Annotated in this window: 19 protein-coding genes; 15 read left to right on the forward strand and 4 right to left on the reverse strand. The window is 71.0% G+C overall.

Going from position 1 to position 21,290, the window contains the following annotated elements:
• The 3 genes from ACK4HH_RS04490 to cofC form a co-directional block, all read left to right on the forward strand.
• On the forward strand, window positions 1–765 hold a 765-nt coding region (locus ACK4HH_RS04490; protein ID WP_409648683.1), incomplete at its 5' end, for a DUF58 domain-containing protein.
• Window positions 758–3,106, forward strand: a complete 2,349-nt coding sequence (locus tag ACK4HH_RS04495; protein ID WP_409648685.1) for a transglutaminaseTgpA domain-containing protein — start codon at window positions 758–760, stop codon at window positions 3,104–3,106. The genes ACK4HH_RS04490 and ACK4HH_RS04495, both read left to right, overlap by 8 nt.
• 9 nt (window positions 3,107–3,115) lie before the next feature.
• Complete coding sequence (cofC, locus tag ACK4HH_RS04500; RefSeq protein WP_409648687.1) at window positions 3,116–3,736, forward strand: 2-phospho-L-lactate guanylyltransferase; 621 nt, start codon at window positions 3,116–3,118, stop codon at window positions 3,734–3,736.
• A 4-nt stretch (window positions 3,737–3,740) separates the two neighbouring features.
• Here the strand turns inward: cofC and ACK4HH_RS04505 are convergent, their stop codons facing one another.
• The 3 genes from ACK4HH_RS04505 to cofD all read right to left on the reverse strand — a co-directional run bounded on the left by ACK4HH_RS04505 (window position 3,741) and on the right by cofD (window position 8,870).
• Window positions 3,741–4,160, reverse strand: coding sequence for a VOC family protein (locus ACK4HH_RS04505; protein WP_409648689.1), 420 nt, complete (start codon window positions 4,158–4,160; stop codon window positions 3,741–3,743).
• Between the two features lie 8 nt (window positions 4,161–4,168).
• Window positions 4,169–6,859 (reverse strand): bifunctional FO biosynthesis protein CofGH, encoded by a 2,691-nt coding sequence (locus ACK4HH_RS04510; protein WP_409648691.1) that lies wholly within the window; start codon window positions 6,857–6,859, stop codon window positions 4,169–4,171.
• Between the two features lie 1,006 nt (window positions 6,860–7,865).
• Window positions 7,866–8,870 carry a 2-phospho-L-lactate transferase gene (gene cofD, locus ACK4HH_RS04515; RefSeq protein WP_409648694.1) on the reverse strand — a complete coding sequence of 335 codons (1,005 nt, stop codon included), beginning with the start codon at window positions 8,868–8,870 and terminating at the stop codon, window positions 7,866–7,868.
• Window positions 8,871–9,032: 162 nt separating this feature from the next.
• Between cofD and ACK4HH_RS04520 the strand changes: the two genes are divergently transcribed.
• From ACK4HH_RS04520 to ACK4HH_RS04530, 3 genes are read left to right on the forward strand one after another with little or no spacing between them, the layout of a single operon-like run.
• On the forward strand, window positions 9,033–9,881 hold the full coding sequence (locus ACK4HH_RS04520; RefSeq protein WP_409648696.1) for a nitrilase-related carbon-nitrogen hydrolase: 849 nt from the start codon (window positions 9,033–9,035) through the stop codon (window positions 9,879–9,881).
• Complete coding sequence (hydA, locus tag ACK4HH_RS04525; protein WP_409648698.1) at window positions 9,878–11,341, forward strand: dihydropyrimidinase; 1,464 nt, start codon at window positions 9,878–9,880, stop codon at window positions 11,339–11,341. The genes ACK4HH_RS04520 and hydA overlap by 4 nt, the downstream gene beginning before the upstream one ends.
• Before the next feature lie 28 nt (window positions 11,342–11,369).
• The gene (locus ACK4HH_RS04530) at window positions 11,370–12,386 is read left to right on the forward strand and encodes a TIGR03842 family LLM class F420-dependent oxidoreductase (RefSeq protein ID WP_409648700.1); all 1,017 of its coding nucleotides are present in this window, start codon (window positions 11,370–11,372) and stop codon (window positions 12,384–12,386) included.
• Window positions 12,387–12,452: 66 nt separating this feature from the next.
• Here the strand turns inward: ACK4HH_RS04530 and ACK4HH_RS04535 are convergent, their stop codons facing one another.
• Window positions 12,453–13,067 (reverse strand): hypothetical protein, encoded by a 615-nt coding sequence (locus ACK4HH_RS04535; RefSeq protein ID WP_409648702.1) that lies wholly within the window; start codon window positions 13,065–13,067, stop codon window positions 12,453–12,455.
• Between the two features lie 89 nt (window positions 13,068–13,156).
• On the opposite strand from ACK4HH_RS04535, the gene ACK4HH_RS04540 reads away from it, so the two are divergent.
• The 9 genes from ACK4HH_RS04540 (at window position 13,157) to ACK4HH_RS04580 (ending at window position 21,278) form a co-directional block, all read left to right on the forward strand.
• Complete coding sequence (locus ACK4HH_RS04540) at window positions 13,157–13,651, forward strand: hypothetical protein (protein ID WP_409648704.1); 495 nt, start codon at window positions 13,157–13,159, stop codon at window positions 13,649–13,651.
• A gap of 79 nt (window positions 13,652–13,730) precedes the next feature.
• Complete coding sequence (locus ACK4HH_RS04545; protein ID WP_409648706.1) at window positions 13,731–14,966, forward strand: FAD-binding domain-containing protein; 1,236 nt, start codon at window positions 13,731–13,733, stop codon at window positions 14,964–14,966.
• Between the two features lie 40 nt (window positions 14,967–15,006).
• On the forward strand, window positions 15,007–16,374 hold the full coding sequence (locus ACK4HH_RS04550) for an aspartate aminotransferase family protein (protein ID WP_409648708.1): 1,368 nt from the start codon (window positions 15,007–15,009) through the stop codon (window positions 16,372–16,374).
• A gap of 158 nt (window positions 16,375–16,532) precedes the next feature.
• Window positions 16,533–17,075 (forward strand): YceD family protein, encoded by a 543-nt coding sequence (locus tag ACK4HH_RS04555; protein WP_409648710.1) that lies wholly within the window; start codon window positions 16,533–16,535, stop codon window positions 17,073–17,075.
• Between the two features lie 68 nt (window positions 17,076–17,143).
• On the forward strand, window positions 17,144–17,347 hold the full coding sequence (gene rpmF, locus ACK4HH_RS04560; RefSeq protein WP_255159904.1) for a 50S ribosomal protein L32: 204 nt from the start codon (window positions 17,144–17,146) through the stop codon (window positions 17,345–17,347).
• Window positions 17,348–17,360: 13 nt separating this feature from the next.
• The gene (rnc, locus tag ACK4HH_RS04565; protein ID WP_409648713.1) at window positions 17,361–18,053 is read left to right on the forward strand and encodes a ribonuclease III; all 693 of its coding nucleotides are present in this window, start codon (window positions 17,361–17,363) and stop codon (window positions 18,051–18,053) included.
• Window positions 18,054–18,069: 16 nt separating this feature from the next.
• Complete coding sequence (gene mutM / locus ACK4HH_RS04570) at window positions 18,070–18,996, forward strand: bifunctional DNA-formamidopyrimidine glycosylase/DNA-(apurinic or apyrimidinic site) lyase (RefSeq protein ID WP_409648715.1); 927 nt, start codon at window positions 18,070–18,072, stop codon at window positions 18,994–18,996.
• Window positions 18,993–20,708 carry a LuxR C-terminal-related transcriptional regulator gene (locus ACK4HH_RS04575; protein ID WP_409648717.1) on the forward strand — a complete coding sequence of 572 codons (1,716 nt, stop codon included), beginning with the start codon at window positions 18,993–18,995 and terminating at the stop codon, window positions 20,706–20,708. The genes mutM and ACK4HH_RS04575 overlap by 4 nt, the downstream gene beginning before the upstream one ends.
• A 48-nt stretch (window positions 20,709–20,756) precedes the next feature.
• Entirely contained in the window at window positions 20,757–21,278 is a 522-nt protein-coding gene (locus ACK4HH_RS04580) for a hypothetical protein (RefSeq protein ID WP_409648719.1), read from the forward strand.
• The last annotated feature ends 12 nt before the right edge of the window (window positions 21,279–21,290 follow it).

Raw genomic sequence — 21,290 nt, forward strand, 5'->3', positions numbered from 1 at the left:
CCCGCGGGCGGGCCCCCCCCCGCGCGCGCGCGCGCGCGCGCTGACGACGACGTCGTGACGCGCGAGTACCGCGACGGCGACGCCCTGCGCCGCGTGCACTGGCGCGTGACGGCCCGCCAGGGCGAGCTCATGGTGCGGCAAGACGAACCGCAGGCGGGCCCGCACGCGCGCCTCGTGGTCGACGCGCAGTCGATCGGCTACCGCGACACCCAGCTCGTGCGCGATCGGCAGGCCCGTGCCGCGCGCGCCGTGTCGAGCGCGACCTTCGAGTGGACGGTGCGCATGGCCGCGTCGGCCGCGGTGCACCTGGCCGAGCGCGGCTACACCGTCGAGCTCGCCACGCCCACCGAGCGCACCGCCGATGCCCCCGTCGCCGACGGCCCCGTCGGTGACGTGCTCGGTGAGCTCGCGCTGCTCGAGCTCGGCGCGCCCGCCGGCGAACTGCCCGAGCGCCCGGCGCCCGGGTCGCCGCCGGTCGTCGTGATCGCGAGCGCACCCGACGATCAGACGGTGCGGTGGATGCTCGCCCAGCGCTCGGGCCGCGCCCCGGCCGTGGCCCTGCTCGCGGGTCCGGCGGCTCCCGGTGTGCGCGCTGACGGCTTACTCGACCCCGACCCGGTGCGGGATTCGTTCGAGCGGGCCGGCTGGGCCGTCGCGCGCGTGTCGATCCGGCGCGCGCCCGACGAGGCCTGGCTCGCCCTGCTGGGCGAGCAGCTCGGCGAGCTGCCCGACTGGGCGCTGCCCGCGGTGGTGCATCGTGGCTGAGCGGTCGCGAACGGGCACCGTGCTCGGGTCGTCGCGCGGTGAGCGACGTGGGTCGCTCGCGCTTAGCGCGATCGCCCTGCTCGCGGTAGCCGCGGCCGTCACGGCGTTCGGCGCGATCCTCGACGAAGGCCTATGGGGCCCGAGCGTTCTCGTCGTCGTGGCGGCGGCGATCGCGGCGGCGGCGACGGCCCGCCGCTTCCTGCGCCGGTGGCCCGTCGTCGGGGCGAGCGCGGCAGCGCTGCTCGGTGCGCTGCTCGCGCTCACGGTGCAGTTCGCCGCCGACACGGCGCTGCTCGGCGTCGTTCCGCTGCCCGGCACGATCGCCCGGTTTCTCGAACTGATCGCGGCCGGCGAGCTGTCGATCGCCGAGCAGTCGATCCCGGCCGCCGCCGATGAGGGCATCCGGTTCATCATGGCGGTCGGCGTGACGGGTCTGGCGATCATGACCGAGGCGGTGCTTGTGCACGGGCGCCGCCCCGCGTTCATCGCTGTGCCCCTGCTGGCGATTCTCGCCGTTCCTGTCGTGCTGGCGCCCGGCGCGCTGCCGATGCTGTCGGTGCTCGCCACGGCGGCGGCGTTTCTGCTCGCGCTCGCCGTGCATCGTCCCGCCGCCAGCGGGGGAGCCGCGGCCGCCGGGCGCGCCCTCGCCGTGGCGGCGGGGGTGCTCGTCGCCGCGCTGCTCGTGCCGCCGCTGCTGCCGCCCGTGATCGCGGGTGCGGCGCTGCCCGGAACGGGCCTGGCCGGGCTCGAGGCCGGCATCAACCCCGTGCTCGAGCTCGGCGACGACCTGCGGCGCGACAGCCCCGTCACCGCTTTGCGCTACACGTCTGACGCCGACGGCGGTGTGTACCTGACGCTCTCGCACCTGGCCGACTTCGAGGGCCAGACCGTGCAACCCGTGCTCGGCGGCGCCGCGACCGACGACGACCGCGTAGGGCCGCCGACCTGGCTCGGCGAGCAGGTGCCCACGAGCACCGCGACCACGAGCATCCAGCTCGAGAACATCCGCTCGCGCTGGGTGCCGCTGCCCGCGGCGCCGCTCGAGGTGACCGGGCTCGAGGGCTCGTGGGTGGTCGACCCGCAGGGCATCACGGTGAGCGCGGTCGAGGGCTCGTTCCGCGGCGGCGAGTACGTCGTCGAGAGCCTCATCGCCGAGCCGACGCCGCTGCAGCTGCGCGAGGCGGGGGTCGATGCCGAGGGTCTCGACCGGTTCCGCGCTGTTCCCGAGGGGCTCGACCCGATCGTGGCGCGCACGGCGGCGGCGGTCGCGGCCGATGCGGCCGGCCCCTCGCCCTACGATCAGGCGCTTGCGCTGCAGCGCTTCTTCACGGGCGGCGACTTCGATTACTCAGAAGACGCCCCCGTCGAGCTGGGCTACGACGGCACGGGGGCCGACATCGTCGCCGTGTTCCTCGAAGCGCGCGCCGGGTACTGCGTGCACTATGCCTCGGCTATGACGCTCATGGCGCGCACGCTCGGCATTCCCGCGCGCATCGCGGTGGGCTTCTTGCCGGGCAGCCGCAACCCCGATGTTCCGAGCGAGTTCGTGGTGAGCACCGACGACCTGCACGCCTGGCCCGAGCTGCACTTCGACGGCATCGGCTGGGTGCGGTTCGAGCCGACGCCCTCGCGCGGTGCCGTGCCCGAGTACGCGAGCGACGACGTCCCCGCGCCGGGGGAGGAGCCCGCGGTCGACCCCGAGACGGGCGAGCCGATCGAGCCGACCGCCGCGCCCAGTGCCGGGCCCGCCGAGCCGGGGGAATCGGCGTCCCCCGAGCCCACCCCGGGCGTCGAGGGTGCGGATCCGAGCGATCTCATCGACGGCGGTAACGACGGCTCGGTCGACGGCGTGAGCGCCGCGGGGCCCCTGCAGGGCGGTGCGGATGCCCGTCCGCTCGCCGCGGTCCTCCTTGCGCTGCTCCTCCTCCTGCTGGCGGCTCCCGGTGCCGTGCGGGCCCGCCGTCGCGCCCGCCGTCGCCGGTCGCCGGATCCGCTCGACCGCTGGCGCGAACTGCGTGACACGGCGCGCGACCTCGGGCTGCCCGCCGAGGAGTCGAGCACGCCGCGCGCGCTCGCCGCCGCGTGGGCGGCCCGATGGCCGAGTGACGAGCATGCCCCGGCGCGCGCCGACGCGCTCGACCGCGTGCGCACGGCCCTCGAGCACCGGGCCTACGCGCAGCCCGGCGGTCGCGTCGATGCGCCCGAGATCGACGAGCTGCTGGGGGCCCTGCGGCGCTCCGCACCGCGGTGGCGCCGGGTCGTGGCGACCGTCGCACCCGTGTCGCTGCTCGACCGCACGCCCGCCGATGAGCGGCTGCTCGCCGCCGCGCTCACGACCTAGGCTGGGCCGGTGTCTGCGCTCGTCTCGCTCGTCGTCCCTGTGCGCGACGCCGCGAGCGCGAAGAGCCGACTCGCCGCCGACGGCGGTGCCGAGGCGCATGCCCGGCGCGCGGCCCTCGCCGCGGCGATCGCGCTTGACACCGTATCGGCGGCCCGTGCCGCGCGCCGGGTCGGCGAGCTCATCGTCGTGGGCGCGCTGCCGCAGCCGATCGAGGGCGTGCGCGTCGTCGACGACCCCGGCTTCGGGCTGCTCGTCGCGATCGGCGCCGGACTCGCCGTCGCCGACCCTGCGGCCCCCACGGCCGTGCTGCTCGGCGACCTGCCGGCGCTGCAACCGGCCGACCTCGACGCCGCGCTCGTCGCCGCGAGCGAGCACCACTGGGCCTTCGTGCCCGATGCCGAAGGCGAGGGCACGACGCTCGTCGTCGCCTCGGCGGGGCTGCCGCACTCGCTGCGGTTCGGCCCCGGTTCGGCCGAGCAGCACCGCGACGCGGGCTACGTCGAGCTCGACGTGCCCGAGCGCTCGGGCCTGCGCCGCGATGTCGACACGCTCGAGCAGCTCGCCGCGCTCGGCCGCCTCGCCGAGGCGGGCTCGGTGCTGCTCGGCCCCCGCACGAGCGCGCTGCTGTAGCCGATCAGTCGGCGGGCGGACCCTGCTCGGCCGCGGCCGGGTCCATCCAGAACGGGTCCCAGTAGTGGCCGTCCGGGTCGTGGAAGGCCCGGCTGTACATGAAGCCGAGGTCGCGCGGCTCGAAGGCCGAGCCGCCGGCCTCGATCGCGCGGGCGACGAGCGCGTCGACGTCGGCCCGACTGTCGCAGCTGAGCGCGTACTGGGCGCCGATCGCCGCGTGAGCATCCGCCACGGCGTGGCCCGGAATGAAGCTGCCGAAGAACTCGTGCGTCAGCAGCATGACGTAGATCGTGTCGCTCACGATGATGCACGACGAGCTCTCGTCGGAGAACATCGGGTTGAGCGACCAGCCGAGCGCCTCGTAGAACGCGGTCGAGCGGGCGACGTCGGCGACGGGCAGGTTGATGAAGACCATGGTGGACATGGCCCCTACTATCCTCCTGATCGCACCTCGGCGACAGTGAGGCTCAGCCGACGGCCTGTGGCGGCGTAGCCCTCGGTTCGGTGCGACTGCGCCACCGCGACACGTTCCGGGTCGGGGGTTCCGTAGGTCGTCGTGCGCTGGCGCGCGACGCGTCCGATCGAACTCGCCAGCTCTTCGAGCTCAGCAACCGTCTTCTCTGAACCGTTGTCGGCGCCCGCCATGCGGCTGATCGTCTCCTCCATGAGCGTGCCGCCCACGTCGTCGGCCCCGCCGCGCAGCATGAGCTGAGTGCCTTCGGTGCCGAGCTTGACCCACGAGGTCTGCACGTGATCGATGCGGCCGTGCAGCATGAGCCGCGCGACGGCGTGCACCGCACGGTTCTCTTGCGGCGTCGGGCCGGGCCGCGCCACGCCCGCGAGGTAGACGGGCGAACTCGCGTGCACGAAGGGCAGCAGCACGAACTCGGTGAAACCCCCGGTGTCGTCTTGCACCTTTGCGAGGGTGCGCAGGTGGCCGATCCAGTGGGGCGGAGCATCCACGTGCCCGTACATCATCGTGCTCGACGAGCGGATGCCGAGGCGGTGCGCGGTGCTGACGATCTCGATCCACTCGGCGGCGGGCAGCTTGCCCTTCGTCAGCACCCACCGCACTTCGTCGTCGAGAATCTCGGCGGCCGTGCCCGGAATCGTGTCGAGCCCCGCCTCTTTCGCCGCCGTCAAGAAGTCGGTGAACGACAACCCGGTGCGGGATGCTCCGTTCACGATCTCCATGGGGCTGAAGGCATGCAGGTGAATGCCCGGCCGGCGCTTCTTGACCTCGCGCGCGAGGTCGAAGTATGCGGTGCCGGGAAGGTCGGGGTGGATTCCGCCTTGCATGCAGATCTCGGTCGCGCCGAGCGCCCAGGCCTCGTCGACGCGGTCGCCGACCTGCTGCATTGACAGCGTGAAGGCGTCAGCGTCAGTGCGACGCTGCGCGAACGCGCAGAACCGGCAGCCCGTGTAACAGACGTTCGTGAAGTTGATGTTGCGGTTGACGACGTAGCCGATCTCGTCTCCCACGGTGTCGCGCCGCACTCGGTCGGCCAGGTCGGCGAGCGCGTCGAGGTCGGCGCCGTCGGCCTGCAGCAGTGTCAGGTAGTCGTCGTCGCTCAAGCCCGCGGGAGCATCCTCGGCCCGACGCAGCACCGCCGCGACGCCCGTGCTCACGGCGACGGATGCCCTCCGCGCCCCGCCCGCCTCGCCCGGCTGCCCGGCCGCCGCGCTCGCGCCGCGCGGCTCTCGTGCCGCGACCGTTGCTTCGCGCAGCTCGGCCCAGTCGCCGTAGATGTCGTCGAAATCGCTGCGGGTTTCGGTGCGGCGGCCCTCGGTGTCGATCTCGACGTGCAAGTCGGTGCGTCCGGTGCCGGCGCGGCTCGCCCAATCGGGGTCAGGCTCTTGCCACGGGATGCCCTGCAGCACGGCTGCCTCATCGGCGAGCCCATCGGCCCCGGCTAAGGCCCGCACGTGCGGAACGATGCGCGGGTCGAGCCACGGCTCTTCGGCGCGCACATAGTGGGGATGCGCGGTGAGGCGCTCGCGCAACGTGAACCCGGATTCGCTCGTGAGGCGCGCGAGCTCGTCGATCTGCGGCCAGGGGCGCTCGGGGTTGACGTGGTCGGGGGTCAGCGGGCTCACACCGCCCCAGTCGTCGATGCCGGCGCGGATCAGCAGGCCGAGCTCTTCGGCGTCGGTGAGGTTCGGCGGCGCCTGCACGCGAGCGCCCGGGCCGAGCACGAGGCGGCTGACGGCGACGGCGGCGATGTACTCCTGCAGCGCGAGGTCATCGGCGGCGCGCATGGCCGTGCGCGGCTTGGCGCGAAAGTTCTGGATGATGACCTCTTGCACGTGCCCGTGCCGTCGCGAGGTCGCCCGGATGGCGAACATGCCGTCGACGCGTTCGGCGTAGGTCTCTCCGATGCCGAGCAGCAGCCCGGTCGTGAAGGGGATGGCGCTGCGGCCGGCGTCTTCGAGCACCCGCAGGCGCAGCTCGGGGTCTTTGTCGGGGCTGCCGAAGTGGGCGAGCCCGCGCGTCTCGAACAGTCGCGTGCTCGTCGTCTCGAGCATCATGCCCATGCTCGGGGCGACGGGCTTGAGCCGTTGCAGCTCTTGCCAGGTCATGACGCCGGGGTTGAGGTGGGGCAGCAGTCCGGTCTCTTCGAGCACGAGGATCGCGACCGACCGCAGGTAGTCGATGGTGGAGTCGTAGCCGCGCGCATCGAGCCACTCGCGGGCAGCGGGCCAGCGGTCTTCCGGCCGGTCGCCGAGTGTGAAGAGGGCTTCTTTGCAGCCGAGCGCGGCGCCTTGGCGGGCGATCTCGAGCACCTCGTCGGGGGAGAGGAACGGGGCTTTGCCCTGAGCGGCGAGCTGGTTGGGGGTCTGCACGAACACGCAGTAGTGGCAGCGGTCGCGGCACAGGTGCGTGAGCGGGATGAACACTTTGCGCGAGTACGTGATGACCCCGGGGCGCCCCGCCTTCTCGAGCCCGGCATCCCGCACGCGGCTCGCGACGGCCAGCAGCCGCTCGAGGTCGTCGTGCCGGCAGTGCAGCAGCGTCTCGGCCTCGGTCGCGTCGATCGTGACGCCCGACTCGGCGCGCTTGAGCGCGCGCGAGATCGCGGATGCCGTGGGCACGAAGCCCTCGGCAGGGGTGGTCGTGGTCATGGATGCTCCCGGCAGGCCGAGCGACGGCGGGCACGTTGACCCCGCCGGGTCGAGCACCGCAAGCGCGGCGCCGAGCCGCGCCCCAGACCGGGCGCGAGACGTTCGATGCCTCACACCCTACCCGCGCCCCGGCCCCCGCCTCCGCCCGCGCCCCACCATGCGCGGCCGCCCGCCCGGCCGCCCGCGCCGCGCCTGGCCCGGCCGCCAACGCCGCGGCCGGTGCCGCCGCTCGTGCCGCGCTCCGTCCGTTCTCGCTCCTCCAATGCTGGAGGCTTCCGAAAGCGCGGAAGGTCCTGAACGCGAGTCGTGAAGTTCCGCGTTTCTGGAAGTCCCGGCAGGTCGCTCTCCAGACGGTGTTGAGGTCTCGGGCCGATCGTCGCCCAGACTCATCCACCTCTCGTGCGGTTCGCCCTCAGCTCCGCTCCCTCTCGGGCGACGGTTCAGGGCGAGCGTCCCCAAATGCGGGGCACGGTAGGCGGCCGGCAGCACAGCTGTGTGACGGTGCCGCGATGCTGTCCGTTCCCCACGACCCGTCGGATCCCTCTCGCGATCCCGCTGTCGAGAGCACAGCCTCGAGCACGAACGAGTTCGCAGGGTTCCGGCGATTCGAGGTCGTCCTGCGGAGGTTGGGCGGCATCGCGTCTCGACGCGAACTGCTGCTGGCGTCGGGAAGCGACGACACGACGTTCTGGTTCGCCCTCCACTACGGCTATCTCACGCGCGTCCGACAGGGATGGTACGCGGCCACGACTGTTCCGGTGGATGCGCGGGCGGCGTGGGCCGCGGGCGGGCCGCTCGCGTGCGTCAGCGCCCTGGTGCATCACGGGATGCTCGAGCAGAGCTCGATCCCCGACGAGCACCCCCTGCACATCGCGCTGCCGTCGGGCGGCCGCCGAGCCCGGGGCGCTCCGAGCGACCTCATCGTGCACTGGAGCGACCGCGATCACTCCTCGGGCACGCGGCTCGCGGTCGCGCCCGCCGTCGCGCTGCGGCAGGCGCGGCGGTGTCAGCCCGTGCTCGCGGCGCTCGCCGCGACACGGGCCGCCTCAGCAAGAGCCGCCTCGGCGAGGGCCGCTGCGGTGTCGAGGTCGCGCATCCAGAGCGGCACCGCGGCGGCGGCGACGCCGTCCGCGCGCAACCCGGCGACGAGCGGCTCGTCGGCCTCGTCGACCAGCCAGGCGTCGAGCAGGCCGCCCGCGGCCCGGGGGCCGTAGTGCCGGGCGACCGCCCCGGCATCCGTCGCCACCCCGATCGTCGTCAGGCACGCGTCGGCCATTCCACGCACGGCGGCCCCCGCGATGATCGGCGAGACGCCGACGATCGGCGCATTCACCGCCCGGACGGCGTCGCGCATGCCCGGGATGCCCAGCACCGTGCCGATCGACACGACCGGGTTCGACGGCGCCACGAGCACGACGTCGGCCGCCGCGAGCGCCGCGAGCGCGCCGGGGGAGGGGGCCGCGGCGGCGACCCCGCGCTGCTCGAACCGCAGCGCGGGCACCTGGGCGCGGTAGCGCGTCCACCACTCCTGGAAGTGCAGGTCCTCCTCCGCCCCCGTGTCAGAGGCGACCCAGACGTGCGTGTCGATCTCGTGGTCGGTCGCGGGGTGCAGGCGCACGCCGCCGAGATCCCACCGCGACTGCAAGCGCTCGACCACCTCGGAGGGGGTGAGCCCCGCGCGCAGCCAGGCCGAGCGGGCGATGTGCGTGCCGAGGTCGAGGTCGCCGAGCGTGAACCAGTCGGGCGTCACGCCATAAGCCTGCAGCTCGGCCGAGACGCGCTCGCTCTCGCCGACCCGACCCCATCCGCGCACCTCGTCGTTCTGGCCCGACAGCGTGTAGAGCATCGAGTCGAGGTCGGGCGTGATGCGCAGGCCCGCGAGCCACCAGTCGTCGCCCGTGTTGACGATCACGTCGATCGACGAATCGGGGTGCCAGCGCCGCACCGCCTCGCGCAGCCCGCGCACGAACCGCGCGCCTCCGACCCCGCCCGCGAGCACCACGATCCTCATGCCGTCAACGCTAGCGCCGTCGACTCCTGCTCATATGTGCGCGCGGGTGTTCCCCTGCGCACCTGCGCCCTAGGTTTTACTCACGCGTCACTGGGCGAAACGAGCCGGAAACGCTCGAAGCGCACACTGGCCCCAGTTCAAAGAGGAAAAGGGGAACCACCCATGACCACCATCCGCGCCGCCATCACCCAGACCACCTGGACAGGCGACAAGGAATCGATGATCGCCAAGCACGAGCAGTTCGCGCGCGATGCCGCCGCCGACGGGGCTCAGATCATCTGCTTTCAAGAACTCTTCTACGGGCCGTACTTCGGCATCATCGAAGACGCCAAGTACTACGACTACGCCGAGCCCGCCGACGGCCCCATCGTGCAGCGGTTCGCGAAGCTCGCGAAAGAACTGAAGCTCGTCATCGTCCTCCCCATCTACGAGGAGGACATGCCCGGCGTGTACTACAACACCGCCGTGGTGGTGGATGCCGACGGCACGATCCTCGGCAAGTACCGCAAGCACCACATCCCGAACCTCGACCGGTTCTGGGAGAAGTTCTACTTCCGCCCCGGCAACCTCGGCTACCCCGTGTTCGACACGGCAGTCGGCAAGGTCGGCGTGTACATCTGCTACGACCGGCACTTCCCTGAGGGATGGCGCGAGCTCGGGCTCAACGGCGCCGAGCTCGTGTTCAACCCGAGCGCGACGAAGCCCGGCCTCTCGAACCGCCTGTGGGAGCTCGAGCAGCCCGCCGCCGCCGCCGCGAACCAGTACTTCATCGCCGCCAACAACCGCATCGGTACTGAAAGCGACGAGTTCGGCGACCTCGCCGTCACCTTCTACGGCTCGAGCTACTTCGTCGACCCGCGCGGCAACTACGTCGGCGAGGTCGCGAGCCAGGATCAGAGCGAGATCGTCACGCGCGACCTCGACCTCGACCTCATCCGCGAGGTGCGCAACAACTGGCAGTTCTACCGCGACCGCCGGCCCGAGAGCTACACGGCGGTGGTGAAGCCGTGAGCACGATGCTGATCCGCGGCGGCACGGTCGTCTCCGCGACCGGCCGCGGCGCGGCCGACGTGCTCGTCGATGGCGAGACCATCGTCGCCGTGCTCGCGCCCGGGTCGACCCTGCTCGGGCACGACCTCGCGGCATCTGTCGACACCGTCATCGACGCCACGGGCAAGTACGTGATTCCGGGCGGCATCGACGCGCACACCCACATGGAGCTGCCGTTCGGCGGCACCGCCGCGATCGACACCTTCGAGACCGGAACGATCGCCGCGGCGTGGGGCGGCACGACGAGCATCATCGACTTCGCCGTGCAGACCGCGGGCCAGAAGGTGTTCGACGGCCTCGCCGCCTGGCACGAGAAGGCCGGCGGCAACTGCGCGATCGACTACGGGTTCCACCAGATCGTCGGCGGCGTCGACGACGACTCGCTCGCCGCGCTACCGAAGCTCATCGACGAGGGCATCACGAGCTACAAGATGTTCATGGCCTACCCGGGCGTGTTCTACGCCGACGACGCGCAGATCCTGCGCGCGATGCAGGTGGCCGCCGAGCACGGGCTCATGACGATGATGCACGCCGAGAACGGCCCCGCGATCGACGTGCTCGTCGCCCAGCTGCTCGCCAAGGGCAAGACCGACCCGTACTACCACGGGGTCGCGCGCGCCTGGCAGATGGAGGAGGAGGCGACGCACCGCGCGATCATGCTCGCCAACCTCACGGGCGCCCCGCTCTACGTCGTGCACGTGAGCGCCAAGCAGGCGGTCGAGCAGCTGGCCGCCGCGCGCGACATCGGGCAGAACGTGTTCGGCGAGACGTGCCCGCAGTACCTCTACCTGTCGCTCGAAGAGCAGCTCGGGGCGGTGAGCGAGCAGTACGGCGCCTTCGAGGGTGCCAAGTGGGTGTGCTCGACGCCGCTGCGGTCGAAGGCCGAGGGGCACCAAGACCACATGTGGCAGAGTCTGCGCACGAACGACATCCAGATGGTCTCGACCGACCACTGCCCGTTCTGCATGAAAGACCAGAAAGAGCTGGGCCTGGGCGACTTCTCGAAGATCCCCAACGGCATCGGCTCGGTCGAGCACCGCATGGATCTCATGTACCAGGGCGTCGTGACCGGTCAGATCACGCTCGAGCGCTGGGTCGAGATCACGTCGACGACGCCCGCGCGCATGTTCGGCCTCTACGGCAAGAAGGGCGTCATCGCCCCCGGAGCCGACGCCGACATCGTCGTCTACGACCCGAACGGCCACACCTCGATCGGCATGCCGGTCGACGAGGCCGGCAACCCCACGGGCCGCAAGCACCACATGAACATGGACCACGCGGCGTGGGAGGGCTTCGAGATCGACGGCAAGGTCGACACGGTCGTCTCGCGCGGCTCGGTCGTCATCCAGAACGACCAGTTCCACGGGCGGGCCGGGCACGGGCAGTACCTGCGCCGCGGCCTGAGCCAGTACCTGGTCTGAGTTCCGAAAGACAACAGGAAGAGCATCCATGGATTTCGGAGCAGTACTCCAGACCAACCCGCCCGCCAGCCGCACGGTGCACCTCGCCAAGCTCGCCGAGCAGTACGGCTTCAGCCACGTGTGGACCTTCGACAGCCACATCCTGTGGCAGGAGCCGTACGTGATCTACTCGGCGATCCTCGCACAGACGCACCGCGTGAAGGTCGGCCCCTTCGTCACCAACCCCGCCACGCGCGACTGGACGGTCACCGCGAGCGTCTTCGCGACGCTCAACGAGATGTACGGCAACCGCACGATTGTCGGCATCGGGCGCGGCGACTCGGCCGTGCGCGTGACCAACGGCAAGCCGACGACGCTCGCGTCGCTGCGCGAGGCGATCCACGTCATCCGCGAGCTCGGCAACTCTCGTGCGGTCGAGTACAACGACTCGACGATCCAGTTCCCGTGGAGCCACGGCAGCGAGCTCGAGGTGTGGGTCGCCGCGTACGGCCCGCTCGCCCTCAAACTCACGGGCGAGGTCGGCGACGGCTTCATCCTGCAGCTGGCCGACCTCGACATCGCGAAGTGGATGATCGAGACCGTGCGTACGGCGGCCGACAACGCCGGGCGCGACCCCATGTCGATCAAATTCTGTGTCGCGGCGCCGATGTACATCGGCACCGACTGGGACCACATGCGCAACCAGACCCGCTGGTTCGGCGGCATGGTCGGCAACCACGTGGCTGACATCGTGGCGAAGCACGGCGAGAGCTCGGATGTGCCGAAGGCGCTCACCGACTACATCGCGGGGCGCCAAGGCTACGACTACAACAGCCACGGTAAGGCCGGCAACGACCATGTCGACTTCGTGCCCGACGAGATCGTCGACCGCTTCTGCGTGCTCGGCGACGCGAAAGAGCACATCGACAAACTCGAGGCCCTGCGCGACCTCGGCGTCGACCAGTTCGCTGGCTACCTGCAGCACGACAACAAAGAAGAGACGCTGCGCGTCTACGGCGAGCACGTGATTCCTGCGATGAAGGGCAATAAAGCCGCCCGGGTGTGATGTTCGGGATGCTCGCCGCGAGCATCCCGCCGAATGGCGAATTGCTCTTCGCACCTTTAGGAAGCTCTAGTCAACGGTTGTTTGCTTTTGCTGCAGTTGACGCCAAGCATCGTCAACTGCTTTGGACACGCTCGCAACGCTCGGCGGGAAAATCCCCGAATAGGGCCCTCGTATCGGTAGGTGAACCGACGTGGAATCGGCGAAGCCGATCGCTAGTTCCGGCGTGCTTCCTGGGCTGAAGGAACGGTCGGTCACTTCGAGCTTTGTCACTTGCGCGCCATTCGCGAGGGCCTCAAAGGTCAGGTCACCCCGTGCACTCCAGCAAACGACAGCAGTGCCGCTCCGAGTATCGAAGGCTAGCCAGGTCTCGGGGCGAATCTGATCGGTCGACAGTCCGGTCTCAAGTTGTTTGCTGTCAATTTGTCCCAGCAGCACGAGCTCAATGTCTTGGGCGCCGGCGGCTTCAAGTAGTCGGATCCGGGAGGCGCGATATCGAACAGTCCTGACAACAGTCCAGACGATGAACGCGGACCAGATGATGGCGAAAGCTGCCCACATAGCCGCGTCGCCCCCGGAAAGCCGGCCGCTGGGCCAGTCGGGGCTTGTGCGTGTGGTGAGTACCAACGCTGGAAGGGTGAAGAAGGGAAAGGCGAAGATGGCAGTGAGTGGATGTCTGATCACAACTCCTACCTCCCTCGCCTGACCATTGTTGGGATGATGACAGTCTGTCAGGCCCGCTCTGCGTGCTGCTGACTAGCTAGTCTGACCGCGTGGGGGAAGCATTCGTCGCAGGAGTCGCGGTCGGTACCGTCCTTGTGGTGCTCATCACGGCCGCGCTCGGTGCCAGTAGCGCCGTTTTCGGTGCTCGCGTCATTGCAGACGGGCGTCGCTACTGGGTTCGCGGCGACGCGGGGTTCCAGCGTTGGCTTCAAGGGGAGACCGGGCGGTCGATTGGCTACGGGCGCCAGATGCTCCTTGTGCTGAAGGAAGACGGCGTCGAGTTGTTCGTGCCGCACCGAGTCGAGCCGGTCTGGGTTGCCGACTACGAGTCTGTGGCGCGCATCAGCACCGAAAAATTCCGATCTCGGTCTGTTCCCGGGACGAGGGCTGTCAGGATCACCCTCGACGATCAGGGCAGCTTTGCCGTGCGTCCGGAGAAGCTCTGGCTACCAGCACGGTTCGCCTCACCTTCCCTCGTCGACGAACTCGCCCACGACCTCGCGGTGCGCGTACGAAGCGCAGAATCCACCGCTGACGCTGATTGATCGCGCAAAGTCGCGTGCTCGGGATGCTCGCCGCGAGCATCCCGCCCCCCTCCCAGCCGCGCTGCCGCACGATAAGGGCATGACGTTCGAACCCACGCGTGAAGCGGGGCTGGCCCGGCTCGCCGACTTCGCGCCCCGTGCCGGTCGTGCCTACGCCGCCGAGCGCAACACCGACCGAGGCCCGCAGGATCGCGCGAACGTTTCCACCCTCTCGCCCTGGGTGCGGCACCGCCTCGTGACCGAGCGCGAGGTCGTCGAGGCCGTGCTGCAACGGCACTCGCTCGATGCGGCGGGCAAGTTCGTGCAGGAGGTCTACTGGCGCACCTACTGGAAGGGCTGGCTCGAGCTGCGGCCGAGCCTGTGGGCGCGCTACACCGCGTCGGTCGTTCCGGCATTCGACGCCCTGAGCACCGCCGAGCGCGCGACCTACGACGACGCCGTCGCCGGCCGCATGGGTATCGAGGGCTTCGACGACTGGGCGCGCGAGCTCGTCGAGCTCGGCTACCTGCACAACCACGCGCGCATGTGGTTCGCGAGCATCTGGATCTTCACGCTGCGCCTGCCCTGGCAGCTCGGCGCCGACTTCTTTCTGCGCCACCTGCTCGACGGCGACCCGGCCTCGAACACGCTGAGCTGGCGCTGGGTCGCGGGACTGCAGACCGTCGGCAAGACCTACCTCGCCACGACGCAGAACATCGAGTTCGCGACTGAGGGTCGGTTCCGGCCGCGCGGGCTCGCGACGAGCGCCCCGGCGGTCGACGACGACGCACCCCTTCCGGCCCCCGGCCCGGCGTCGCGGCCCGAGCCGCTGCCGAGCGGCCGCGTCGCCCTGCTGTTGCACGAGGACGACCTGCACGCCGAGAGCCTCGAGCCGATGATGAGCGTGGCGGGCGCCGAGGTCGTCGCGGTCGCGAGCCCGGCGGCGGGGGAGGCGCGCTCGACCCTTGCCGATCCCACGCCAGCACTCGTGGCGGGCTTCACCGAGGCCGCGCTCGCCGACGGCCGCGCACGCGCCGGCGCGCACTACGGGGTCGAGGCCAGCGCGCTCGACGGGATCACGGCATCCGCGATGCTGCCGTGGCTGCGCGCCCACGACGCGACGGCGCTCGTGACCCCCTACGCCCCCGTCGGGCCGGTGCGCGACCGCCTCGACGGCCTCGAGCGCGACCTCGCCGCCGAGGGCATCGCGGTCTCGCGCATCCTGCGACCGTGGGATGCTCGCGCGTGGCCGCACGCGACCCGCGGGTTCTTCCCGTTCCGCGAGCGCATCCCCGCTCTTCTGCGCGATGAGCAGATCGGTGCCGAGTGGCGATAATGGGCAGATTCCCGTTCCTTCGACTCAAGGACTGATACCCATGACCGACACGCTGAACCGGTCACACACCTCCGCCCCCGCTGCCGACCCCGCCGATGGTGTGCGGGCCTACGATCTCGACCGCGAGTACGTCTTCCACTCGTGGAGCGCGCAGGGGGCGCTCAAGCCCTTCGTCGTGGCAAGCGCCGCGGGCTGCGACGTCTACACCTACGACGGCGAGACCTACCTCGACTTCTCGAGCCAGCTCGTCAACACCAACATCGGCCACTCGCACCCGAAGGTCGTCGAGGCGATCCAGCGCCAGGCGGCGCAGCTCGCGACGGTCGCCCCCTCGCACGCCGCCCTCGTACGCGGCGAGGCGGCGCAGCGCATCGTCGAGAAGGCGGGCCCGGGCTTCGCCAAGGTCTTCTTCACCAACGGCGGCGCTGACGCGATCGAGAACGCCATCCGCATGGCGCGCCTGACCACCCACAAGCACAAGGTGCTCTCGACCTACCGCAGCTACCACGGCAACACGGGTGCTGCCATCGCGGCGACCGGCGACTGGCGCCGCATGCCCAACGAGTACGCCTACGGCCACGTGCACTTCTTCGGCCCCTTCACCTACCGCAGCGAGTTCCACTCCGACAGTGCCGAGCAGGAGTGCGAGCGCGCCCTGCGACACCTCGAGCGCACGATCGTCGCCGAGGGCCCCGGCACGATCGCGGCGATCTTGCTCGAGTCGGTGCCCGGCACCGCCGGCATCTTCGCGCCGCCCGTCGGCTACCTCGAGGGCGTGCGCGCGCTCGCCGACAAGTACGGCATCGTCTGGATCGCCGACGAGGTCATGGCGGGCTTCGGCCGCACGGGCGACTGGTTCGCCTGGCAGAACGAGACGATCAACCCGAACCGGGCGACCCCCGACCTCATCGCCTTCGCGAAGGGCGTCAACTCGGGCTACGTGCCCGTGGGCGGCGTGGTCATCAGCCCGAGCATTGCCGCGGCCTTCGACGAGCGCGTCTTTCCGGGCGGGCTGACCTACAGCGGGCATCCCCTCGCGATGGCCTCGATCGTCGCCTCGATCGATGCCATGACCGACGAGGGCATCGTCGAGAACGCCAAGATGATCGGCGAGCAGCACCTCGGCCCTGCGCTGCACGCGCTCGCCGAGAAGCACCCCATGATCGGCGACGTGCGCGGCCTCGGCGTGTTCTGGGCGCTCGACCTCGTCGCCGACCGCGCGACGCGCGAGCCCGTCGGCGCCGACGTCATCGGCCGCCTCAAGGCCGAGCTCATGGCGCGCAAGGTGCTGCCCTTCGCGGCCGACAACCGCATCCATGTCGTTCCGCCGTGCATTGTGACTCCCGACCAAGTCGCAGTCGCCATGCAGGCATATGACGGCGCTTTCACGGCGGTTGCGCAGAACTAGCGACGTACCGTGGCAACGGCCGCGGGCACCCCTTGCGATCGGGCGGGGGATGCTCGCGGCCGTTGCTCGTTCGCCGTACCCGGCGCCACCCTCGTCTGAGGTGTGCGCCAGCATCGCCGCGCAGCGCTGAGCCCTGCACCCCGGTAGACTGGGGCGCCATGCCTTCCGCCCCGAACCCCTACCGCGTGAACGTGCGCGACCTCATGCACCGCCCCGGCGAGATGCGCGAGAAGCAGCTGACGTTCGGCGCGCCCGAGCAGCTCGGCGCTGCCGCGGTCATCGTCGCCGCGGGCACCGAGCTCGAGCTCGACCTGCGCCTCGAGGGTCTGCACGACGGAATCCTGGTCTCGGGCGAGGTGCGCACGACGGCGGCGGGCGAGTGCGTGCGCTGCCTCGACCCGGTGACGGTACCGGTCGAAGTCGAATTCCAAGAGCTTTTCGCGTATTCTCGTGACGAGGCGTACGACTACCAGGTTCACGATGATCACGTGGATTGTGAACCGGTGGTTCGAGACGCTGTGGTGCTGTCGCTCCCGTTCCAGCCGGTGTGCCGCGAGGATTGCCCTGGTCTCGACCCCGAGACCGGTGAGCGCCTGGCGGATTCCGGTCCGCGGGAGCCCCGCGCGGTCATCGACCCGCGCTGGGCGGCGCTCGAGGGCCTGGCCCTCGACGATGACGGCGGCACGAGCACCACGAGCTAGGGCGAAACGCCCACCCACGAACCTCACCGGCACGCGCGCGCGCCGGTCTGACAGAGAGAAGAACCACCATGGCTGTTCCCAAGCGGAAGATGTCGCGCTCGAACACGAACTCGCGCCGTTCGCAGTGGAAGGCGTCTGTGCCGACCCTCGTGAAGACCGTTGAGAACGGCAAGGTCGTCTACAGCCTTCCCCACCGCGCCAAGGTGGTCGAAGACTCCGCCGGCACGCCCCTGTACATGGAGTACAAGGGCCGCAAGGTCGCCGACGTTTAATGACTCTGTCGGCATGATGCCGTCAGTCGATCGTTCTGAGCTCGAGCACGCCCTCGGGCTCGCGATCGACCCCGAACTGCTCGAGCTCGCGCTCACGCACCGCTCGTGGGCCTACGAGCACGGCGGTGTGGCCACGAACGAGCGCCTCGAGTTTCTCGGCGACTCGATCCTCGGGCAGGCCGTCACGGTCATGCTGTACACCACGTACCCCGATCTGAGCGAGGGCGATCTCGCCAAGCGACGAGCCTCTCTCGTCTCGTCGGTCGCGCTCGCCGAGGTGGCGCGCTCGATCGGCCTCGGTGATCACCTCAAGCTCGGCAAGGGTGAAGAGCTCACGGGCGGGCGCGAGAAGTCGTCGATTCTCGCCGACACGGTCGAAGCACTCATCGGCGCCGCCTATCTCGATCTCGGCGGCGATGCCGCGACCGCGCTCGTGCTACGCCTCGTCGACCCGCTGCTGGCCGACCCCGATCGCTTCGGTGCGGCGATGGACCCGAAGACATCGTTGCAAGAGCTCGCGGCGCATCTCGGCCTGGGGCTTCCGGTCTACCTCATCAGCGAGCACGGCCCCGACCACTCGAAGGTCTTCACGGCCACGGTGGTGCTCGCCGACGAGCACATCGCCACGGGCGAGGGCACGAGCAAGAAGCAGGCCGAGATGGGTGCCGCGCTCGAAGCCTGGACGACCCTGCAGTCGCGGCGCTGAGGCGCGGACCCGAGCCGTGCCCGAGCTTCCTGAAGTCGAGGTCGTGCGCCACGGCCTGCAGCCCGCCGTCACGGGCGCGACCATCACGGCCGTCGAGGTGCTCGACGAGCGCTCGCTCAAGCGCCACGACGGGCCCGCCGAAGACTTCGTCGAGCGACTGACGGGCGCCCGGCTGCGCGGGGCGGTGCGGCGCGGCAAGTTTCTCTGGCTGCCGATCGACAACATCGTGGATGCTCCTGCCGATGCTCTTGTCGCCCACCTCGGTATGAGCGGGCAGGTGCTACTGCGCGACCCGGCGGCCGAGGCCGCGGCGCTCACGCGCATCCGGTTCTCGCTGACGCATCCGGTGCACGGCCCGCTGCGGGTCGACTTCGTCGATCAGCGCATCTTCGGCTCGATGGCGGTGGATGTGCTGCTGCCGACGCCCGATGGGGCGGCGGCGGGGTACGGGCTGCCGTTGGCGAGCATCCCGAGCCAGGTGGCGCACATCGCCCGTGACCCGCTCGATCCCGCCTTCGACGAGCGGCTGTTCTTGCGCCGGCTCGCCGCGAAGCGCACGACCATCAAGCGCGCGCTGCTCGACCAGACGCTCGTGAGCGGCATCGGCAATATCTACGCCGATGAGTCGCTGTGGGCGGCGCGCGTGCACTACGACCAGCCGACCGACACGCTCTCGACGCGGAAGGCGCGCGAGCTGCTCGCCGAGGTGCGCATCGTGCTGCGCCGCGCGCTCGACGAGGGCGGCACGAGCTTCGACGCGCAGTACGTCAACGTCAACGGCGCCTCGGGCTACTTCAGCCACTCCCTGCGCGCCTACGGGCAGCAGGGCAAGCCCTGCGGTCGGTGCGAGCGCCCGATCGTTCGTGAGCAGTTCATGAACCGCGGCTCGCACTTCTGCCCGCGGTGCCAGCGCATCCGCGCTCCCCGCTCGGCGTCGGCATGACGCGGCGCGGCGATCTCGCGATCGTGCTCGACGCGCTCGTCGCCGCCGAACCCGAGGCCGCCATCGCGCACTGCCGAGCGATGCGCACCGACCTCGACGACACGACCGACGGCTATGTGCTCGCGCTCGAGAGCTTCGCGTGCTTCATGGCGGCGCGCTTCGACGAGGCTGCCGAAAGCGCAGAAGCCGCGCTGCGGCACTGCGCGCCCGACGACGCGGTGCTGCGGTCGACCGCCCGGGCAGCGCGAGCGCTCGCCCACGCGGGCCGCCCGTTCGAGCAGGGGCTCGCGGCCGGGTGGTCGGGCACCGCGCCCGCCGTCAGCGCGAGCGGCGACCCTCTGCTCGACGCCGTGGCCGATCTGCCCGAGCTCGAGGCGGCGGCGCACGGCGTCGACGCCGATCTCGTGCTCTTCGCGCGGTACCTCGTGGCCGAAGCGGCGATCGCGAGCGCTCGGCTGCTCCTGGCCGAGTCAGCGCTCGCGGCCGCGCCGCCTGACCTCACTCGATTCCTCGTGCGCGATGAGGTCGCGCACCCCTTCGGCCTCGTGCTCGGAATCCTGCGCGTGCGGGTGCTCACCTTCCGCGGGCGCGTGGCCGAGGCCATCGAGGCGATCGCACAGCTGCCTGCGAGCACCGGGGTTCTGCTCGTGCAGTTGCGGTCGGCGACCGAGATCCTCGTGCGGGGCAACGCCGCCGAGCGCGCGCAGGTGCGGGCGCTCGCCGATTCGCTCGTGGCCGAGAGCCCGGTGCCGCGCGACTACCTCACGCGCGGGTGCTTCGTGCTCGCGGCGTTCGGCCTCGTGGCCCTCGGCGACGTGCGGGCATCGGCGCGCTTCGCGCTCGCCGCGGGAGGCGACCTGGCCGTCTCGCGGCTCACGACGGTCGACCGCGCGCTGTGCCTCGAGCTGCTCGTCGCCGCAGCGGCCGACGAGGGCGATCCGGATGCGGCCGAGGCGTGGTCTGCGCTCGCCCGCCCGCTCATCGACGACCCCATCGCAGCCTCGACCGTGTACCGCATCTTCGCCCGCACGGCGCTGCTCGCGGGCGAGCCCGACGCCGCGCTCGCGGCGGCCGAGCGAGCGCTCGAGCTCGCGAGCGCCGAGGGCCGCGCCGTCGAGGCCGCCGAAGCCGAGGTGCTCGCGGCCCGCGCCCGCCGCGAGGCGCAGCAGGTCGACTCGGGATCGGCACGCCTCATCGCCCTGGCAGCGGCGTCTGAGATCACGGGGCACCGGGCCGCCCGCAACGCTGCCGTGCGCGAGCTTCGGGCATCGGGCCGACGGCTGCCGCCCGTCGCCGGCGCGGGGTGGAGCGGGCTCTCGGCACGCGAGCGCGAGGTGGCGGTCATGATGGCCGACGGACTGCGCAACACCGAGATCGCCGCGGCGCTGCACCTCTCTGAGCACACGGTGCGCGGGCACGTCTCGCGCGTGCTCGCCGCTTTCGGCGCCGCGACCCGGTTCGTCGTGGCCGCGCGCATGGCCGAGCTGTTCCCCGGCGACGTCGCGGTGCCGGTCGCCCCGCTCACACCGCAGCTCAGCGCCGTCGCCGTGCGGGTGGCCGCGGGGCTCGGCAACGCCGAGATCGGCCGCGAGCTCGGGCTGGGAACCAAGACCGTCGAGAAGTATGTGGCCGAGATCCAGCGCCGCTGGGGGGCCGGGTCGCGCGTCGCGATCGCGCGGCTCGTGCGCAGCATCCCGGGCCCCGGCGAATAAGCCGCAACCCCACTGTCGTGCGATCGCCCCCGCCAGCATCATGGCGCTATGGCCCGCTCACCGCTCACCGTCCTCTGTTCGTTCGCCCTGCTCGGCACGCTGGCTCTCGCGGGCTGCTCGACCGCGGCCCCGGCTGAAGGCCCCGCCGACGGAGGCTCGACCGACGGCGCTGCCACCGACGGCGGGGGCGCCGCGCTCGACTGCTCGGCGGCGACCACCGAGGGCTACGACCTCTTCCTCGACCCCGCGCTCACGGTCGAGCCCGTGCTCGACGTCTACCCCCTCGAGGCGGGCGACACGATCTCGTTCACCTACGCCGCGCACGACGACGCTGCCTTCCCGACCTACGGCTGGCTCTCGACCTACATCACCTCTGAGGGCGATGTCGCGCCGTCGAGGGGGTCGTTCTTCTTCGACGAGGAGGGCGGGGTGTTCACCTTCGTCGGCCCCGAGGCGGTCGCGGGCATCGACGGTGGCCCGTACACCGGATTCCTCGACATCGAGGTGACCGTCGACACGACCACGACCGTCATCGGCCGCATCTGCGTGCAGTACGCCCTCACCGAGTAGCCCATGTCGGGT

It is taken from the genome of Microcella sp. (genome assembly GCF_046296455.1).
Classification (GTDB): Bacteria; Actinomycetota; Actinomycetes; order Actinomycetales; family Microbacteriaceae; genus Microcella.

Bases quoted from the DNA above. Each gene is read 5' to 3' on its own strand.
- ACK4HH_RS04505 (WP_409648689.1), bottom strand. From the start codon at position 4,160: ATGTCCACCATGGTCTTCATCAACCTGCCCGTCGCCGACGTCGCCCGC.
- ACK4HH_RS04510 (WP_409648691.1), bottom strand. From the start codon at position 6,859: ATGACCACGACCACCCCTGCCGAGGGCTTCGTGCCCACGGCATCCGCG.
- cofD (WP_409648694.1), bottom strand. From the start codon at position 8,870: ATGAGGATCGTGGTGCTCGCGGGCGGGGTCGGAGGCGCGCGGTTCGTG.
- ACK4HH_RS04520 (WP_409648696.1), top strand. From the start codon at position 9,033: ATGACCACCATCCGCGCCGCCATCACCCAGACCACCTGGACAGGCGAC.
- ACK4HH_RS04530 (WP_409648700.1), top strand. From the start codon at position 11,370: ATGGATTTCGGAGCAGTACTCCAGACCAACCCGCCCGCCAGCCGCACG.
- ACK4HH_RS04545 (WP_409648706.1), top strand. From the start codon at position 13,731: ATGACGTTCGAACCCACGCGTGAAGCGGGGCTGGCCCGGCTCGCCGAC.
- ACK4HH_RS04550 (WP_409648708.1), top strand. From the start codon at position 15,007: ATGACCGACACGCTGAACCGGTCACACACCTCCGCCCCCGCTGCCGAC.
- ACK4HH_RS04555 (WP_409648710.1), top strand. From the start codon at position 16,533: ATGCCTTCCGCCCCGAACCCCTACCGCGTGAACGTGCGCGACCTCATG.
- rpmF (WP_255159904.1), top strand. From the start codon at position 17,144: ATGGCTGTTCCCAAGCGGAAGATGTCGCGCTCGAACACGAACTCGCGC.
- rnc (WP_409648713.1), top strand. From the start codon at position 17,361: ATGATGCCGTCAGTCGATCGTTCTGAGCTCGAGCACGCCCTCGGGCTC.
- ACK4HH_RS04575 (WP_409648717.1), top strand. From the start codon at position 18,993: ATGACGCGGCGCGGCGATCTCGCGATCGTGCTCGACGCGCTCGTCGCC.
- ACK4HH_RS04580 (WP_409648719.1), top strand. From the start codon at position 20,757: ATGGCCCGCTCACCGCTCACCGTCCTCTGTTCGTTCGCCCTGCTCGGC.